The sequence below is a fragment of the Streptomyces sp. NPDC107581 genome (assembly GCF_055657175.1).
In genome coordinates this window covers 219,120-235,872 of sequence record NZ_JBVKBH010000006.1, presented here as the reverse complement: position 1 = coordinate 235,872, position 16,753 = coordinate 219,120, and the positions used below count along the sequence as shown (strand labels likewise).

At 70.3% G+C, this 16,753-nt stretch carries 16 protein-coding genes; 8 read left to right on the top strand and 8 right to left on the bottom strand.

Features of this window, described 5'->3' with window-relative positions:
• Window positions 1-85: 85 nt before the first annotated feature.
• Window positions 86-514 (top strand): VOC family protein, encoded by a 429-nt coding sequence (locus ACZ7P3_RS17245; RefSeq protein ID WP_472082400.1) that lies wholly within the window; start codon window positions 86-88, stop codon window positions 512-514.
• Window positions 515-521: 7 nt separating this feature from the next.
• On the opposite strand, the gene ACZ7P3_RS17240 is transcribed toward ACZ7P3_RS17245, so the two are convergent.
• On the bottom strand, window positions 522-1,076 hold the full coding sequence (locus ACZ7P3_RS17240) for a methylated-DNA--[protein]-cysteine S-methyltransferase (protein ID WP_472082398.1): 555 nt from the start codon (window positions 1,074-1,076) through the stop codon (window positions 522-524).
• A gap of 52 nt (window positions 1,077-1,128) precedes the next feature.
• Entirely contained in the window at window positions 1,129-1,998 is an 870-nt protein-coding gene (locus ACZ7P3_RS17235; protein WP_472082396.1) for a glycerophosphodiester phosphodiesterase, read from the bottom strand.
• Between the two features lie 279 nt (window positions 1,999-2,277).
• On the opposite strand from ACZ7P3_RS17235, the gene ACZ7P3_RS17230 reads away from it, so the two are divergent.
• The 6 genes from ACZ7P3_RS17230 to ACZ7P3_RS17205 all read left to right on the top strand — a co-directional run bounded on the left by ACZ7P3_RS17230 (window position 2,278) and on the right by ACZ7P3_RS17205 (window position 10,477).
• A complete protein-coding gene (locus ACZ7P3_RS17230) occupies window positions 2,278-3,153 on the top strand; it encodes an MHYT domain-containing protein (RefSeq protein ID WP_472082394.1) in 876 nt (291 codons plus the stop codon).
• Between the two features lie 40 nt (window positions 3,154-3,193).
• The gene (uvrB, locus tag ACZ7P3_RS17225) at window positions 3,194-5,341 is read left to right on the top strand and encodes an excinuclease ABC subunit UvrB (RefSeq protein WP_472082392.1); all 2,148 of its coding nucleotides are present in this window, start codon (window positions 3,194-3,196) and stop codon (window positions 5,339-5,341) included.
• 156 nt (window positions 5,342-5,497) lie between these two features.
• Window positions 5,498-6,076: a TerD family protein gene (locus ACZ7P3_RS17220; protein WP_472082390.1), complete on the top strand. Its 579-nt coding sequence runs from the start codon at window positions 5,498-5,500 to the stop codon at window positions 6,074-6,076.
• 56 nt (window positions 6,077-6,132) lie between these two features.
• Window positions 6,133-8,016: a TerD family protein gene (locus tag ACZ7P3_RS17215; RefSeq protein WP_472082388.1), complete on the top strand. Its 1,884-nt coding sequence runs from the start codon at window positions 6,133-6,135 to the stop codon at window positions 8,014-8,016.
• A 221-nt stretch (window positions 8,017-8,237) separates the two neighbouring features.
• Entirely contained in the window at window positions 8,238-9,245 is a 1,008-nt protein-coding gene (locus tag ACZ7P3_RS17210; RefSeq protein ID WP_472082386.1) for a TerC family protein, read from the top strand.
• Window positions 9,246-9,376: 131 nt separating this feature from the next.
• On the top strand, window positions 9,377-10,477 hold the full coding sequence (locus tag ACZ7P3_RS17205; RefSeq protein WP_472082384.1) for a calcium:cation antiporter: 1,101 nt from the start codon (window positions 9,377-9,379) through the stop codon (window positions 10,475-10,477).
• Between the two features lie 14 nt (window positions 10,478-10,491).
• Here the strand turns inward: ACZ7P3_RS17205 and ACZ7P3_RS17200 are convergent, their stop codons facing one another.
• A complete protein-coding gene (locus tag ACZ7P3_RS17200; RefSeq protein ID WP_472082975.1) occupies window positions 10,492-11,763 on the bottom strand; it encodes an MFS transporter in 1,272 nt (423 codons plus the stop codon).
• A 210-nt stretch (window positions 11,764-11,973) separates the two neighbouring features.
• Here ACZ7P3_RS17200 and aroQ point away from each other — a divergent pair, with 210 nt between their 5' ends.
• Window positions 11,974-12,447, top strand: coding sequence for a type II 3-dehydroquinate dehydratase (gene aroQ / locus ACZ7P3_RS17195; RefSeq protein WP_472082382.1), 474 nt, complete (start codon window positions 11,974-11,976; stop codon window positions 12,445-12,447).
• A gap of 11 nt (window positions 12,448-12,458) precedes the next feature.
• On the opposite strand, the gene ACZ7P3_RS17190 is transcribed toward aroQ, so the two are convergent.
• From ACZ7P3_RS17190 to ACZ7P3_RS17170, 5 genes are all read right to left on the bottom strand, one after another.
• Window positions 12,459-13,226, bottom strand: coding sequence for an amino acid ABC transporter ATP-binding protein (locus ACZ7P3_RS17190; protein ID WP_472082380.1), 768 nt, complete (start codon window positions 13,224-13,226; stop codon window positions 12,459-12,461).
• Complete coding sequence (locus tag ACZ7P3_RS17185) at window positions 13,223-14,110, bottom strand: amino acid ABC transporter permease (protein WP_472082973.1); 888 nt, start codon at window positions 14,108-14,110, stop codon at window positions 13,223-13,225. Before ACZ7P3_RS17185 ends, ACZ7P3_RS17190 begins: the two co-directional genes overlap by 4 nt.
• Before the next feature lie 50 nt (window positions 14,111-14,160).
• Window positions 14,161-15,045: an ABC transporter substrate-binding protein gene (locus ACZ7P3_RS17180; RefSeq protein ID WP_472082378.1), complete on the bottom strand. Its 885-nt coding sequence runs from the start codon at window positions 15,043-15,045 to the stop codon at window positions 14,161-14,163.
• 311 nt (window positions 15,046-15,356) lie between these two features.
• Entirely contained in the window at window positions 15,357-16,013 is a 657-nt protein-coding gene (locus ACZ7P3_RS17175) for an MBL fold metallo-hydrolase (protein WP_472082376.1), read from the bottom strand.
• A gap of 46 nt (window positions 16,014-16,059) precedes the next feature.
• Window positions 16,060-16,746, bottom strand: a complete 687-nt coding sequence (locus ACZ7P3_RS17170; RefSeq protein ID WP_472082374.1) for a maleylpyruvate isomerase family mycothiol-dependent enzyme — start codon at window positions 16,744-16,746, stop codon at window positions 16,060-16,062.
• Window positions 16,747-16,753: the final 7 nt, after the last annotated feature.

Sequence of the window (16,753 nt, the reverse complement as noted above, 5' to 3'; positions counted from 1 at the left end):
TCCGTCGGTCCTTCCTCATCTCTGGCGGGCGGCACGCCCGGCTAAACGCTTGCGGTCTGTGGGGGACACCACCAGCCTGGGCCGCATGACGAACCACATCATGCGTCTCGACCACGTCGTCCTGTGGGTGTCCGACCCGGTCGCGGCAGCCGGCTTCTACGAGAACGCGGTCGGCCTGGAGCCCCTGAGGGTCGCCGAGTTCACCGAGGGAGAGGTGTCGTTCCCCTCCGTCCGCGTCAACGAGGAGACCATTCTGGACCTCGCGCCGCGCGGCATCGCTGAGCGCATGAACATGCTCCCCGGCTCGGCCGACAGCGCGGGCCACCCCGTCAACCACGTCTGCCTGTCCCTGTCGTCCGCCGACTTCGACGCCCTGCTCGCCCGCCTGGACGCGCACGGCGTCCCCGTGACCGACATCGGCCACGACTCCTTCGGCGCCCGCGGAAAGGCCACCCGCAGCTTCTACTTCCGGGACCCGGACGGAAACGTCTTCGAGGCCCGGCACTACTCCTAGCCCGCTGTCAGAACAGCGGCTCGGGCAGCACACCCTCCAGCGCGAGCAGCTTCCGCTTGGTCTCCAGGCCACCCCCGAAGCCGCCGATGCCGCCGCCGCTCTCCACCACCCGGTGGCACGGCACGACGACCGGCAGCGGATTGGCGCCCATCGCCGCGCCCACCGCCTGGGCCCCGCCCGGCTGCCCGACCCGCCCGGCCAGATCGCCGTACCCGACCACGGTGCCGTACGGGACGCCCGAGGCCAGCTCGCGCAGCACCTGACGGTTGAATCCCGAGATCAGCGACCAGTCCAGGGGCAGGTCGAAGTCGTGGCGCTCGCCCGCGAAGTACGCCTTGAGCTGCCGTATCGCCTCTGCCAGCACGGGCGAGTCCGGGTCCTCGGCGGGCTCGGAGCCCAGCCGGGCCGCCAGTCGCTCCAGCGTCCGCTCGCGCACCGCGTCCGTGGCGTGGAAGACGACGTTGACCAGTCCGTCTCGGGTCGCCGCCAGCATCAACGGGCCGATGCCGGTGTCCACGACGGCCCACACCACCTGCTGCTCGCCCTGCCCATGGCTGTCCATGTGCCCACCGTACGACCCGCCACTGACAGCGCCCTCCGCACCGGGAGCACGCTCAGTTCGCCCCCAGCGCCGCACGGACCACGTCGGGCTTGTTGGAGATGAGCCCGTCGACGCCGTAGCCCGCGACCTTCCGGGCGCCGGCCGCGTCGTTCACCGTCCAGGCGAACACACCGAGCGGCCTGCCGTGCGGTCCCTCGACGGAGTGCACGCCGCAGACGTAGACCTTGGAGATCGAGCCGTACGACGGATTGATCAGATCGGTGAAGCGCGCGTACTCGTGCAGCTGCGCCACGGACGGCTTGCCGAGGTAGGCAGTGGTGAGCGCCGGCTTCAGCTCGTGGACGGTGCGCACGCTGTCGGCGCTGAAGCTCTGCACGATCAGCCGCGCGAGGTGCTGCCCGTCCAGCCAGCCCTCGTTGCCGAGGAGCTTCAGCGTCTGCTGTTCGATGCCGGGGTACAGCTCCGGGTTCTTGATCTCCAGGAGCAGCTTCTCGTGGTTGTGCTCGACCCGGCGCATGTACTGCTCCAGGGTCGGCACGCGCGTACCCGCGTAGGCGGGGGAGAACCAGCTGCCCGCATCCAGCCGGGCGATCTCGGCCGCGGTGAAGTCCTTCACTTTCCAGGGCGCCCGGCCCGGGAAGACGTCCTTGACGTTCGTGGTGCGCTCCAGGCTGTCGTCGTGGATGACGACCAGCTCGCCGTCCTTGGTGCGCTGGACGTCGTTCTCCACCCAGGAGAAGCCGAGCCTCGCGGCCTTGTCGATGGAGGCCAGGGTGTTCTCCGGAGCGTAGGCGGAGGCTCCGCGGTGGGCGATCACCGTGGGCTGGCCGGACTCGCCCGCCCGGGCGACGGGCGTGGGGCTGAGCAGGGCGGCCGCCCCCAGGACCGCCGAGGCGATGGCGGCGACTACGCGCGCGTACATGCGTGCTCCTCGCGTCGAGCGAATACCGACAGCACCAGCTTGACAGCAGAGGGTCAGCTATACCCGGGCGCAGGACGGCCACACATTGCATGGAGATGTCCAGGTCCGTTCACCGATGCCGCACAAGTGGGGCAAGGCCGTGTTTCTTTGCCGGAAAATCGTTCGACCATTCCGGTGGGGGTCATACTCTCTGCGTCAACCCCGACCGCCGCCGCGGTCCTGGGACGGGGGCGCATTTCAGATATTCCGGGACGCAAGAGGGCGGAAGGGCAGCCGCGCATGCAGGGCACGGTCGATGGATTCAGCTACGGGGTCGTCACCCCGTTGGTGGCCTTTGTGATGGCCTGCCTCGGTGGCGCCCTCGGCCTGCGCTGCACCACCCGGTCCCTGCTGGTCACACACTCCCGGCGGCCCGCCTGGCTGGCCCTCGGCTCGGCCGCCATCGGCTCCGGCATATGGACCATGCACTTCGTCGCCATGATGGGTTTCACCATCGAAGGGGCGCCGATCCACTACGACGAGCCGATCACCTACGCGAGTCTCGGCCTCGCCATCGTCATGGTGGGCGTCGGCATCTTCATCGTCGGTTACCGGGGCGCCACCGGCACCGCCCTGTACACCGGTGGCACGATCACCGGCCTGGGCATCGCCTCCATGCACTACCTCGGCATGGCGGGCATGCACTTCGACGGGCGGTTCACGTACAACACGTTCACCGTCGCCGCCTCCGTCGTCATAGCGGTGGTGGCCGCCACCACCGCCCTGTGGGCCGCCGGACGCGTCCGGGGCTTCCTGTGGAGCGTCGGCGCGAGCCTCGTGATGGGTCTGGCCGTGAGCGGCATGCACTACACCGGCATGGCCGCCCTCGACGTCCACCTCCACGGCACCTCGGGCGCGGGCGCCAGCGGCTCGCCGGCCTCGGCACTCGTGCCCATGCTGATCGGCCCGCTCGTCTTCCTGCTCCTGGCCGGCGTCGTCGTGCTGTTCGATCCGCTGATGGTCATGGGCAGGACCGCCGGAACCGGCGTCGAGGACAAACCGGGCGTACCGGCCGCCGCCGTCGCCTCCCACCACGACCGTCACCCGCTCCACTCCGGTGCCCGGCCGCTCCGCCACCCGGGGTACCACGAGTCCCGCACCCCGCAGAACCGCTGATCGGGACCCACTGTCAGTGGGGGGTCGTACGGTGGATGGCATGCGGCCCGTTTCCCACATCGAACGCACGGTGGCGCCCTTCGAGGTCGTCAGCCCCTACCAGCCCAGCGGCGACCAGCCGACGGCCATCGCCGAGCTGGCCAAGCGCATCGAGGCAGGTGAAGAGGACGTAGTCCTGCTCGGCGCGACCGGTACCGGCAAGTCCGCCACCACGGCGTGGATGATCGAGAAGCTCCAGCGCCCCACCCTGGTGATGGCGCCGAACAAGACCCTGGCCGCCCAGCTGGCCAACGAGTTCCGCGAGCTCCTCCCGAACAACGCGGTCGAGTACTTCGTCTCGTACTACGACTACTACCAGCCCGAGGCCTACGTCCCGCAGTCGGACACCTACATCGAGAAGGACTCCTCGATCAACGAGGAGGTCGAGCGCCTGCGCCACTCGGCGACGAACTCGCTGCTCACACGCCGTGACGTCGTCGTGGTCGCCTCGGTGTCCTGCATCTACGGCCTGGGTACCCCGCAGGAGTACGTGGACCGGATGGTCCCCCTCAGGGTCGGCGACGAGATCGACCGCGACGACCTGCTGCGACGCTTCGTCGACATCCAGTACACACGCAACGACCTTGCCTTCACCCGGGGCACCTTCCGGGTCCGCGGCGACACCATCGAGATCTTCCCGGTCTACGAGGAGCTGGCCGTCCGCATCGAGATGTTCGGCGACGAGATCGAGGCGCTGTCCACGCTGCACCCGCTCACCGGCGAGATCATCAGCGACGACCAGCAGCTGTACGTCTTCCCCGCCTCGCACTACGTCGCAGGGCCCGAGCGCATGGAGCGGGCCGTCAACGACATCGAGAAAGAGCTGGGGGAGCGCCTGGCGGAGCTGGAGAAACAGGGCAAGCTGCTGGAGGCCCAGCGCCTGCGGATGCGCACCACGTACGACATCGAGATGCTCCGCCAGATCGGCAGCTGCTCGGGCGTGGAGAACTACTCGATGCACTTCGACGGCCGCTCGCCCGGCTCCCCGCCCAACACGTTGATGGACTACTTCCCGGACGACTTCCTGCTCGTCATCGACGAGTCCCACGTCACCGTCCCGCAGATCGGGGCCATGTACGAGGGCGACGCCTCCCGCAAGCGCACCCTGGTGGAGCACGGTTTCCGCCTGCCCTCCGCGCTGGACAACCGGCCCCTGAAGTGGGAGGAGTTCCAGGAACGCATCGGGCAGACGGTCTACCTGTCGGCCACTCCGGGCACCTACGAGCTGTCCCGCGGGGACGGCGTCGTCGAGCAGATCATCCGCCCCACCGGCCTCGTCGACCCGGAGGTCGTGGTCAAGCCCACCGAGGGGCAGATCGACGACCTGGTGCACGAGATCCGCAAGCGCACCGAGAAGGACGAGCGCGTCCTGGTCACCACGCTCACCAAGAAGATGGCCGAGGACCTCACCGACTACTTCCTGGAACTCGGCATCCAGGTGCGCTACCTGCACAGCGACGTCGACACCCTGCGCCGCGTGGAGCTGCTGCGCGAGCTGCGCGCCGGCGAGTTCGACGTCCTGGTCGGCATCAACCTGCTGCGCGAGGGTCTCGACCTGCCCGAGGTGTCCCTGGTGGCGATCCTCGACGCCGACAAGGAGGGGTTCCTGCGCTCCGGGACCTCGCTGATCCAGACGATCGGCCGCGCGGCACGCAACGTGTCCGGCGAGGTCCACATGTACGCCGACAAGATCACTCCGGCGATGGAGAAGGCCATCGAGGAGACCAACCGGCGCCGGGAGAAGCAGGTCGCCTACAACAAGGCCAACGGCATCGACCCGCAGCCGCTGCGCAAGAAGATCAACGACATCGTCGCGCGGATCGCCCGCGAGGAGGTCGACACCGAGCAGCTGCTCGGCTCCGGCTACCGCAAGCTGAAGGACGGCAAGGGCGCCAAGGCCCCCGTCCCGTCGCTCGGCGGCAAGGCGGCCAAGGGCGCGAAGGCCGGCAAATCCGCCAAGGGCAAGGCGGACGCCGCGGTCCCCACGGACCGCCCGGCGGCCGAACTCGCCGCACAGATCGAGGAGATGACGGATCGTATGCGCGCCGCCGCGGCCGAGCTGCAGTTCGAGATCGCCGCCCGGCTGCGCGACGAGGTCTCCGAGATGAAGAAGGAACTGCGCCAGATGCGGGAAGCAGGCCTCGCCTGAGCCCTCACGACCCTGCCGGACCTCGGCATATGCGCCCAGTGTTGCAACACCGACACAAAGCGCGGGCCGGGGTTCGGCACTGTCGGTGCCCCTGCGTAGGGTTCTTGACACCGCGCAGTGCGCGACAACAGGGGAAGACCGAGAGGGGAACCAGCCGTGTCCGTCAACTTGACCAAGGGTCAGGCCATCAGCCTGGAGAAGAAGGACGGGGCCGTCCTGACCGCGGTCCGCATGGGCCTCGGCTGGCAGGCGGCGAAGCGGCGCGGCCTGTTCGGCTCGCGCACCCGTGAGATCGACCTTGACGCCTCGGCGGTGCTCTTCGCCGAGAAGCAGCCGGTCGATGTCGTCTTCTTCCGTCACCTGGTGAGCGACGACGGTTCCGTGCGCCACACCGGCGACAACCTCGTCGGCGGCGTCGGGCAGGGCGGTGACGACGAGGCCATCCTCGTGGACCTGCAGCGCGTCCCGGTCCACATCGACCAGATCGTCTTCACCGTGAACTCCTTCACGGGCCAGACCTTCCAGGAGGTGCAGAACGCCTTCTGCCGTCTCGTCGACGAGACCAACGGCCAGGAACTCGCCCGCTACACGCTGGCCGGCGGCGGCGAGTACACCGCGCAGATCATGGCGAAGGTGCACCGGGCCGGCTCGGGCTGGACGATGACCGCCCTGGGCACTCCGGCCAACGGCCGCACGTTCCAGGACCTGATGCCGGCGATCCTGCCGCACCTGTAGGACGCCCACTCGACCGGGCAGGCGCGCACGACAACACGACACAGGGGGCGACGGCGATGACGGCCGAGCTGGTGCGGGGACAGAACCACCCGCTGTCCCAGGTCCGGTTGGAGGTCCGGATCTCGGCCGCAGTGCCGGTCCTGGCGGGTGCCACGCTCGGCGACGAGCGTGGCACCGTGCACGGCGCTCCGTGGGTGGCCCACCCCGGCGCCCCCGCTCTGCCCGGCATCGAGGTCTCCGGGCAGGCCGCCACCGACCACCGTCTGGCCGTCGATCTGGCCGCCCTGCCCGAGGCGGTCCACCGTGTGTCGGTGCTGCTCGCCCTGCCCGAGCGGCCGGGGGGCCCGCTGCGGTTCGGCGCGGTCGCCGCTCCGACGACGGTGGTCACGGGCCTCGACGGCACCGGGATCGCGCGCTTCACCCTCACCGGTCTGGACGCCGAGTCGGCTGTCGTCGCCCTGGAGCTGTACCGCCGGCAGGGCGCCTGGAAGGTACGCGCGGTGGGTCAGGGCTATGCCGGGGGTCTCACCGCGCTCCTCGCCGACCAGGGCCTGCCCGAGGCCGGCGAACTCGCGGCGCACATCCAGGAGGCGGTGACACGGAGCCTGGCCCGCGCGATACCGGCACCGCCACCGCAGCACGTCCCGGACGCCGCGGCACCTGCGCCGACGCCGTCGTACGACACTCCGGACACGCACGGCGTACCGGCCTCCGGCAGCCCGGTCGACTACGCGCACCCCGCCCGCCGTACGCACACCGCCCCGCCCACGCCCCCGCCCACTGCGGGGCCGGCCCCGGACGGGCAGCCCGCCCAGCCTGTGGCGGGTGACGCGGTGGGCTGGTCGATGGAGGAGCGGCTGTACAACCAGATCTGGGGCATGTTCGAGGACCTGGCCCGCACCACGGCCGCCTACCGCAGCGCCGTCGACTTCGCCGACTCCCGGCTGGAGAAAGAGCTCGACCAGGTCCTCACCGACCCGCGCAGCCGGCTCGGCGCGGCGGGAGACTCCGCCCGTGAGGCGGCTCACGCCCGGCACGCCCAGCTGGTCGACCAGGCCCGGGCGGCACTCGACCGCGACCTCGCCCAGCTCACCGCCGAGTCCGAGGTCGTCGAGCCCGCGCTCCCGCCGGCGTTCGCCCGCTGGGACAACCCCGTCTGGCACGGCTACCGCGCACCGGCCGAGCCGCCGATGGCCCTGCGGCTGGGCGATCTGCACCTCCCCGAGAGCGTCCCGCTGTGCATCCCGTTGCTGGTCAGGCTGCCGCTGGAACGGGGTCTGTGGATCGACAGCGGCACGCCGGCGGGCCCCGACGACACCGTCCAGGACCCCGCTGAGCTGCGCCTGCTCGCCATGGAGGCCGCGGTGGCGCTGGTGGCCCGGCTGCTCGCCGTCCACCCGGCCGGGGACTTCGCCGTGCAGGTCATCGATCCGGCCGGCGCCGGGTCCCAGGCGCTCCAGCCACTGATCCGGGCCGGGGCCCTGGTGGGGCCGCCCGCGACCGGCGCGGCGGGCGTGGCGGACACTCTGGGGCGGCTCACCCGCCATGTCGACCTGATGCAGATGGCGCTGCGGGGCGGCGCGGGCGAGTCGCTGCCGCCCGGCATCGACACCGCGCAGCAGCTTCTGATCGTCCATGACTTCCCGCACGGGTTCGACGACCGGGGCGTGACCCAGCTGCGCTATCTCGCCGACGAGGGTCCCGCGGTCGGCGTGCACCTGGTGATGGTCGCGGATCGCGAGGACGCCGAGGCCTACGGCCCGTTGCTCGACCCGCTGTGGCGTTCGCTCATGCGACTCACCCCCGTACCCGACGATCACCTCGCCGACCCCTGGGTCGGCCATGCCTGGACGTACGAACCCTCGCTGGTGCCGTCCGGGAGCAGCGTCCTTCAGCAGGTGCTCACCGAGGTGGCAGCAGCCCGTACCAAGCGTAAGTAAAGCGCCCCCGACCTGCTAATTTGGAAGTTTCTTTACTTATCACTTTACCTTTCCTTGGTCATTGGGGTATGGTCTTCCGTACGGAGGGGAGTACTCCCTGACTGCGACGCACCCGTCAGTACGGATCGACGAGGATCCCGGGACGTCGGCCCATCGCGGGTGGAAGAGACCTCCGGCAGCGACAACCCTGATGTTTGCCGTTACGTAATGCCGGAGGTGCAGTGGAAGTCTCCATGACCCTGTGGGGCCTGACCGTCGTGGGGCTGGCCGCCTTGATCGCGGTCGACTTCTTCATCGGGCGCAAGCCCCATGACGTGTCGATCAAGGAAGCCGGAATCTGGACCGTCGTCTGGATCGCCCTGGCCGGGCTCTTCGGCCTCGGCCTGCTCGTCTTCGGCGGCGGTCAGCCGGCCGGCGAGTTCTTCGCGGGCTTCATCACCGAGAAGTCCCTGAGCGTCGACAATCTCTTCGTCTTCGTCCTGATCATGGCGAAGTTCGCGGTGCCCTCGCAGTACCAGCAGCGGGTCCTGCTCGTCGGTGTTCTCATAGCCCTGGTCCTGCGGGCCGTCTTCATCGCGGCCGGAGCCGCCATCATCGCCAGCTTCTCCTGGGTGTTCTACCTCTTCGGCGCCTTCCTGATCTGGACCGCCTGGAAGCTCATCCAGGAGGCCCGCGTCGACGAGGAGGACGAGGAGTACGAGGAGAACAAGCTACTGAAGGCCGCGGAGCGCAGGTTCGGTGTGGCCGACCGGTACCACGGCACCAAGTTGTGGATCCAGCAGAACGGCAAGCGGGTCATGACCCCGATGCTGGTCGTGATGCTCGCCATCGGCACCACGGACGTGCTGTTCGCGATGGACTCCATCCCCGCGATCTTCGGCCTGACCCAGGACCCGTACATCGTCTTCACCGCCAACGCCTTCGCGCTCATGGGCCTGCGTCAGCTGTACTTCCTCATCGGCGGCCTGCTGAAGAAGCTGGTCCACCTGTCGTACGGCCTGTCGGTCATCCTCGGCTTCATCGGCGTCAAGCTGGTGCTGCACGCGCTGCACGAGTCGGGTGTCCACGTCCCCGAGATCAGCATCCCGGTCTCGCTCGGCGTGATCTGCGCGGTCCTGGTGGTCACCACGATCACCAGCCTGATGGCCTCCCGGAAGCAGGCGGCCGCCGAGGCTGCGCCCGGCGGGAGCGGCAGCGCCGCGAAGGACGGTGCCGACGCCCGGCCGTAGGGGACGCCTGCCCGGCCGCCCGACCCTGCGAGGCCCCGCCGCTCCGGCGCCGGGGCCTCGTGCAGAAAGGATGAGAAGGGATCAGGAAAGAACGGAATGCGAACCCCGTACGTGTCTGTAACCATCGCTGCATGATCACTCGGCTCCGGTCGCTCACCACGCAGTGGACGTTCCTCGTGCCGGTGCTCGCGGTCGTCCTGCTGATCTTCACCTGGGGCCGGGATCTGCCCGGCGCGGTCGTCGCGCTGGTGACCCTGGTCCTCGCCGGGGCCGTCCTGGCCGCGGTGCACCACGCCGAGGTGGTCGCCCACCGCGTCGGCGAGCCCTTCGGCTCGCTGGTGCTCGCCATCGCCGTCACGATCATCGAGGTGGCCCTGATCGTCACCCTCATGGCCGACGGCGGCGACAAGAGTTCCACCCTGGCCCGCGACACCGTCTTCGCCGCCGTGATGATCACCTGCAACGGCATCGTCGGACTCAGCCTGCTCGTCGCCTCCCTGCGCCACGGCACCGCCGTCTTCAACCCCGAGGGCACCGGAGCCGCGCTCGCGACGGTGGCCACCCTGGCCACGCTCAGCCTGGTGCTGCCGACCTTCACCACCAGCAAGCCCGGGCCCGAGTTCTCCACCGTGCAGCTGACGTTCGCGGCACTGTCCTCGCTCGTCCTCTACGGCCTGTTCGTGGCCACCCAGACCGTGCGGCACCGTGACTACTTCCTGCCGATCACCCGGCAGGGCGAGGTCATCACCGTGGACGACCATGCCGAGCCCCCGTCCGCGCGTGCCGCCTGGACCAGCCTCGGCCTGCTCGGCCTCGCCCTGGTCGGCGTGGTCGGCCTGGCCAAGGGCGTGTCGCCCACCATCGAGTCCGGAGTGGAGGCGGCCGGCCTGCACCAGGCCGTCGTCGGTGTGATCATCGCCCTGCTCGTGCTGCTGCCCGAGACCATCGCCGCGCTGCGTTCCGCCCGCCGCGACCGGGTCCAGACCAGCCTCAACCTCGCCCTCGGTTCGGCGATGGCCAGCATCGGTCTGACCATCCCCGCCGTGGCACTGGCCTCCGTCTGGCTGTCCGGACCGCTCGTCCTCGGCCTCGGCGCGACGCACATGCTGCTGCTCCTGCTGACCGTGGTGGTCAGCTCCCTGACGGTGGTGCCGGGCCGGGCCACGCCCCTGCAGGGCGGCGTGCACCTGGTGCTGTTCGCGGCCTACCTGGAACTGGCGGTCAACCCGTAGCACCGCCCGCCCGTTCAGCCCGTGGCCGGCTCCGCCACCGGCACGGGCACCGGCCGCGTCTCCGGCAGCAGCGCGAAACAGCCGAGGCTCAGCAGCGCCATGCCCGTCAGATACACGCCCACCCCCCAGGGGACGCGTCCACCGTGCTCCGCGAGGGCGGTCGCCACGATCGGGGTGAGCGCGCCTCCGAGGACCCCTCCGAGGTTGTAGCCGACTGCGGCACCCGTGCAGCGCACCCGCGCTTCGTACAGCTCCGGGAGATACGCGGCGGTCACCGCGAACATGGTGATGAAGGCGATCAGCGCGCCCAGGATGCCGAGGAACATCAGCAGCGGCTCGCCGGTCGCCAGCAGTGCGACCATCGGCAGCATCCACAGCGCGCACGCCGTGCATCCCGCCATGCACATCGGGCGGCGTCCGTAGCGGTCGCCGAGCAACGCCATGAGGGGCGTGAGCGCCCCCTTCACCAGCACGGCCGCCATGACGCAGGTCAGCATGACCGTGCGGCTCACTCCGAGCCGTTCCGTCGCATAGGCCAGCGACCAGGTCGTCACGGCGTAGAACACCGCGTACCCGACGGCCAGTGCCCCGGCCGTCAGCAGCACCAGCCGCCCGTGGTGCCGTACGACCTCGACGAACGGCAGGCGCGCGTGGTCGTCGATCTCCAGGAACCGGGGACTCTCCGCCAGCGACGAGCGCAGCCACAGACCGGCCAGCGCCAGCACACCGGCCCCCCAGAACGGCACCCGCCAGCCCCACTGCGCGAACTGGGCGTCGGACAGGGCGACCGAGAGCACGAGCATCACCCCGTTGGCGAGCACGAAGCCGAACGCGGGGCCCACTTGAGGGAAGCTCGACCACAGGGCCCGACGCCCCGGAGGCGCGTGCTCGGCGGTCAGCAGCACCGCACCGCCCCACTCCCCGCCGAGCCCCAGTCCCTGCAGGAAACGCAGGACGAGGAGCAGTACGGGAGCGGCCGAGCCGATGGACCCGTACGTCGGAACGCACCCCACCGCCACCGTCGAGGCACCGGTCAGCAGCAGGGAGACGACCAGCACCGGCCGCCGTCCGCGCCGGTCGCCGAGGTGCCCGAACAGCACCGAGCCCAGCGGCCGGGCCACGAAGCCCACCCCGAACGTCGCGAACGCCGCCAGCGTCCCCGCCACCGCGGAGAACGTGGGGAAGAACAGCGGCCCCAGGACCAGGGCCGCCGCGGTCCCGTAGACGAAGAAGTCGTAGAACTCGATCGCGGTCCCGACGAGCGAGGCGGCGGCGAGCCGCGGCATGGAGGGGGCCCTTACGGCGCGTACATCGTGCATGTCGCGTCAACTACCCACAGTGATCAGGGGTTACGGGGGCGCGCGGAGGTGATCACCGAGACCCTGGCGCGCGCCAGGCGGCCGAAGCGCGCGGACCGTCGCCCGCTGCGGGCACCGTGATAAACCGGGTCCGAGCGGCGGTCACCGACACACCGCCCCGAACGGAACGGAGGAACCGTGCCCCGCACCCTGGCCAACGCCCCGATCATGATCCTCAACGGGCCCAACCTGAACCTCCTCGGCCAGCGCCAGCCCGAGATCTACGGCAGGGAAACGCTCGCCGACGTCGAGGCGATGTGCGCCAAGGCGGCGGCCGCGCACGGCGGCACGGTGGACTGCCGGCAGTCCAATCACGAGGGGGAACTGGTCGACTGGATCCACGAGGCTCGCCTCCAGCACTGCGGGATCGTCATCAACCCCGGCGCCTACTCGCACACGTCGGTTGCGATTCTGGACGCACTCAACGCCTGCGACGGCATGCCCGTGCTGGAGGTGCACATCTCCAACATCCACCAGCGCGAGTCGTTCCGGCACCACTCGTACGTCTCGCTCCGCGCCGACGGCGTCATCGCGGGCTGCGGCGTGCAGGGCTACGTGTTCGGCGTGGAGCGGGTGGCCGCCCTGGTGGGGGCGGCGCAGGCCGACGCGTAGCCCACGCGGGACTACAGCCGGCCTGCCTCCACGATCCGCCGCAGGAAGCGCCGGGTGCGCTCCTGCTGCGGGTCGCCGAAGACCTGCTCCGCGGTGCCGCGCTCCAGCACGACCCCTCCGTCCAGAAAGCAAACCTGGTCGGCGACGTCCCGCGCGAAGCCCATCTCGTGCGTCGCCAGCACCATGGTCATGCCCTCGTCCTTCAGACCACGGACCACTTCCAGTACCTCGCCCACGAGTTCGGGGTCGAGCGCGGCGGTGATCTCGTCGAGCAGCAGCAGCCGGGGCCGTACGGCAAGGGCCCGCACGATCGCCACCCGTTGTTGCTGGCCGCCGCTCAGCCGGTCCGGGTAGGCATCCGCCTTGTCGCCGAGCCCGAGACGCTCCAGCAGCTCCCCGGCCCGTTCCTCGGCCTGCGCGCGGGTGGTGCCGTGCACCCGGCGGGGGGCGAGGGTGATGTTGTCCAGCACGGTCATGTGCGGGAAGAGGTTGTACGCCTGGAAGACCACGCCGATGAGGCGCCGGACCGCGTCCTGGTCGGCGCGCGGGTCGGTGATCTCCTCGCCGTCGAGCCAGATCGCGCCGTCGTCGATCTCCTCCAGGAGGTTGGCGCAGCGCAGCAGCGTGGACTTGCCCGAGCCCGAGGCGCCGATCAGAGCGGTCACGGTGTGCGGGGCGACCTCCAGGTCGACGTTCCGCAACACGACCGAGTCACCGAAGGTCTTGCGGACGGACTCCATCCGCAGCACGGGGGAGTCGTTCCGGGGTGCCGTGCTCATATCGATCCTCCCCCGGCCCGCCGCCGGTCCATCCTGGCCGTCACCCAGTCCGTGAAACGGGTCATCGGGATGGTCAGCGCGACGAACACCAGCCCCGCGACGATGTACGGCGTGTAGTTGAGGCTGCGACCCACGATGATGTCGGCCGCCCGTACGGCGTCCACCGCGCCGCCGATCGACACCAGACCGGTGTCCTTCTGCAGCGACACCAGGTCGTTGAGCAGCGGCGGCACCTGACGGCGTACCGCTTGGGGCAGCACGACGTAGCGCAGGGCCTGCCGGTTCGTGAGGCCCAGCGAGCGGGCCGCGGCCCGCTGCGAGGGGTGGATGGACTCGATGCCGGCCCGGAACACCTCCGCCACGTACGCCGAGTACGTCAGCGTCAGCGCGGTACCGCCCAGCAGCACCGGATCCACCGTCACACCCTGCAGCCGCAGCGCCGGCACGCCGAGGACGACGATCATCAGGTTGATGATCAGCGGCAGGCCGCGGAAGAAGTCCGTGTACGCCGCTGCCAGCACGCGCAGCGGGAAGAACACCGGGCCGCGCAGGGTGCGGGCGACGGCGATCAGCATGCCGAGGACCAGGACGGCGACACCGCAGACGAGCAGGAGCCGGACGTTCAGCCACAGCCCTTCGAGAACCCTCGGCAGTGCCTCGCGCGCGTACTGCCCGCTGAAGAACGTCTCTTTGGTGCGCGGCCAGCCCGGCGCGTTGACCACGACCAGGTAGAGCACGACGGCCGTGACCAGGGTCGACAGCGCCGCGACGGCCGTGGCGCGACGGGCCCGCACCCGCTTGTGGCGCTCGCGTTCCAGCCGCCGCTCGGAAGGCACGTAGCCGTCACCGGCGCCGGGCGACGCGCCCCCGGCGCCGCCGGTCATGTCGCCGTCGTCGTCCGCCCCTTCCGGCACGGACCCGCCCTTGGTGAGGGTCACTTGAGCACCGGCGCGTCGACGGCGTCGGAGAGCCACTGCTTCTCGATCCTCGCCAGCGTGCCGTCCTTGCGCAGGGCGTCGACGGCCCCGGTCACGCACGGGGTCAGCGCGCTGCCCTTGTCGAGCACGAGCCCGAACTGCTCCGGCGTGCCGCCCTGGTTCTCGAACTGGCCGACGATCTTCGCGTTCGTCACCTCGGCCGCCGTGATGTAGAACGCGGTCGGCAGGTCGGTGACGACTGCGTCGACCTGGCCGTTCTTCAGTGCCGACTTGGCCTGGTCGTTCTTGGCGTACACGGCGGCCTCCTGCTGAGGCTTCACCACGTCGGTGATGTAGTCGAGGCTCGTGGTGCCCACCTGGGCGCCCAGCTTGAGGTGCTTCAGGTCCGCGATGCTCGTCGCCTCGGCGGCCTTGCTGCCCTTCAGTGCGATGACGGCCTGGCGCACGTCGTAGTAACCGGAGGAGAAGTCCACGGCCTTCTTGCGCTCGGTGCTGATCGACACCTGGTTGATGTCGAAGTCGAACGTCTTCACGCCGGGCGCGAACGCCTTGTTGAACGGCACGCTCTGCCAGACCACCGCGTTCTTGCCGTAACCCAGTTGCTGCGCGACCGCGTAGGCGACCGCGGACTCGAAGCCCTTGCCGTTCGCGGGCTTGTCGTCCTTGAACCACGGCTCGTACGCCGGCTCGTCCGTCGCGATCGTCAGCTTCCCGGACGTCCTGGTGCCCAACTTGCCCTCGGTGCAGCTCTTTGCGCCGGAGCCGGACGGAGCGGCCGTAGCCTTGTCCTCGGGCTGCGGAGCACAGCCGACAGCGGTGGCGAGCAGGGCTATGGTGGCGGCGGCTACCGCGCGGCGCAGTGCGCGAGGGGCAGGGTGCATGGCGGGAGATTGGCAGCGAACCCCCCGTTTGTCCAGGTCGCGAGGTTCAGAGTCCGCATACTGGGAACCGGTGTTGCAGTCGTGTGAAACCTTCTCCTGAAGCGGCCCCGGCCTGGGCCGCCGGCCGAGGGCGGGGTGGGAAGACCGGCGGCCCATACCGCCCAGGAGCCGTCATCCTGTGCGGGGCCGGTACCAGTTGACCGCGTGGCCCGGCGCCCGGGGAGCGCGCATGCGCCCCCGGCGCGTGCGAAACGTTCACACGGGGCGCGCAGTGGAATGCGCAGGCCGCCGAGCCGGTGGGCGCCCCGGACCTACCACCCGCGCGCGTGCCACTCCGGCAGATGCGGCCGCTCCGCACCCAAGGTGGTGTCGTTCCCGTGCCCGGGGTAGACCCACGTCTCGTCCGGCAGCACATCGAAGATCTTCGTCTCCACGTCGTGGATCAGACGCGCGAAGGCCTCGGGGTCCTTGCGCGTGTTGCCGACGCCGCCCGGGAAGAGGCAGTCACCGGTGAAGACGTGCGGGTGGCCGTGCGGGTCGTCGTAGACCAGCGCGATGGAGCCCGGAGTATGGCCGACGAGATGGCGCGCGGTGAGTTCCACCTGGCCCACCCTGATGACGTCACCGTCGTCGACCAGGATGTCGGTGGGCACCGGGATACCCGGAGCGTCCTCCCGGCCGGCGTACGTACGGGCACCGGTGGCGGAGACGACCTCGGCGAGCGCCTGCCAGTGGTCGCCGTGCTGATGCGTGGTGACGACGGACGCGATGCCGTCGTCACCGATCATGGAGAGCAGCGCCCGGGCCTCGTTGGCGGCGTCGATGAGGAGCTGCTCGTCGGTGGCCCGGCAGCGCAGCAGATAGGCGTTGTTGTCCATCGGGCCGACCGCGATCTTGGTGATCATCAGGTCTTTCAGCTCGTGCACGTCCGCCGGTCCGCCGACCCTGACCTCTCCGCTGTACGTCATGGCGATCAGCCTATAGCCGGAGCGTGCCCGAGGGGCCGTCGTAGGCCTACAGCGGAGGCAGCTGCGGCAGTGCCCCGCCCGCCGTCTTCAGCGCGGCTCCGTCCCGGCGTCCGGCGAGCCAGCCCAGCAGGTCCGCCGGAGCGCCGCTGACGGTGATCTCCGGCTCGGCCGCCTCGCGTCCCGTGCTCCACGCGTGCGTGCCGTCCGTGACGCGGGTCGCCGGGACGCCGGGGCGCCCGGAGAACCGCTGCGCCAGGAAGTCGATCTCCCGCTCCGTGAACTCGGCCGGAAGATCCTCCAGCTCGTAGCCGACTCCGAGGTCGACATGGTGGAGCTCCACCTCGATCCGGCGCCGGAACGGAACCCGGGACGCGGAGTCGGTGACCCCGTTGCGCAGCTCCACCGTGCGGGTCCAGTCGGCCGGCGCCGCCCCCGTCTCCCGGAAGCGGGCCGCGCTCTCGCGCACGTCGGCGAGCTGGGCGTCCAGGGGGCGCGGGGCGTCCCGTTCGATGTCGGCGTCGCGCACCTCGGCGCTCGCGTACATGGGGCGGCCCTCGAGGACGTTCACGAGCGCGTCCGCGTTGCGGGCGAGGTGGGCGAGGACGTGTCCGCGGGTCCAGCCCGGAAGCCGTGACGGCTCGGCGAGCGACGCGTTGTCCAGTGCGGCGACAGCGGTGAGGAGCCGTTCGGTCGCGTCATGTACACAGGCCAGGTCATGAGCGTGATCAATCATGGGCCTG